A 204-nucleotide genomic window follows, 5' to 3' on the forward strand; every position below is an offset into this window, starting at 1 on the left:
GATGCCATCTTCAAACCCTACGGACTCAATATCGGCTGGCGTTTCTTCCATTTCAGCGAAGTTTCGCTGGTATTCGGCTTCGTCATCGCCTTAGGTGTCTTCGGCGCATGGCTTGCCACCACGCAACATCTGTTGGGCTTTAGAGCCAAGAAATAAAAACATTGGATTGAAGCAAAGGCAAAAGGTCGTCTGAAACTCTAAAAC

The 204-nt window shown here is 47.5% G+C and carries 1 pseudogene; it reads left to right on the forward strand.

The features are described 5' to 3' along the window. Window positions 1-156, forward strand: a pseudogene (locus tag HMPREF2572_RS14055) (cell division protein FtsX); the annotation flags it as partial. Between the last annotated feature and the right edge of the window lie 48 nt (window positions 157-204).

Origin of the sequence: Neisseria sp. HMSC064E01, from assembly GCF_001808875.1 — a bacterium.
GTDB lineage: Bacteria > Pseudomonadota > Gammaproteobacteria > Burkholderiales > Neisseriaceae > Neisseria > Neisseria sicca_A.